The sequence below is a fragment of the Streptococcus suis genome (genome assembly GCF_002964045.1).
Classification (GTDB): Bacteria; Bacillota; Bacilli; order Lactobacillales; family Streptococcaceae; genus Streptococcus; species Streptococcus suis_U.
In genome coordinates, this window is sequence record NZ_POPB01000274.1 from 1 (window position 1) to 279 (window position 279).

Genomic DNA, 279 nt, shown 5'->3' on the forward strand with positions numbered 1-279 from the left:
GGTGTCAATGTCTTCCTGGATAACGGCTCGATCACCGTCCTCAAATACGAAAATGGCAAGCTTTTAATTGAAGCAGTTGGCGACCTATCCTACCGCAAACGTGGAGCAGAATTGATTGCCCAAGGGGATAATATATAAAATCAGGGTTCTTCTCTGATTTTTTTGTTGACATCCACCATTCTAGGTCTTCAGACTGATTTTTAGCACTCTAGGTAAAAGAGTGCTAATTTTTTGGTTTTTTCTCTTGACAATCCATTTTTTCAGCGTATAATGGGAGTA

General features: G+C 39.8%; 1 pseudogene. It reads left to right on the forward strand.

What is annotated here, in order from left to right:
• Window positions 1–138 (forward strand): annotated as a pseudogene (locus C1E99_RS15475) (histidine phosphatase family protein); the annotation flags it as partial.
• Window positions 139–279: the final 141 nt, after the last annotated feature.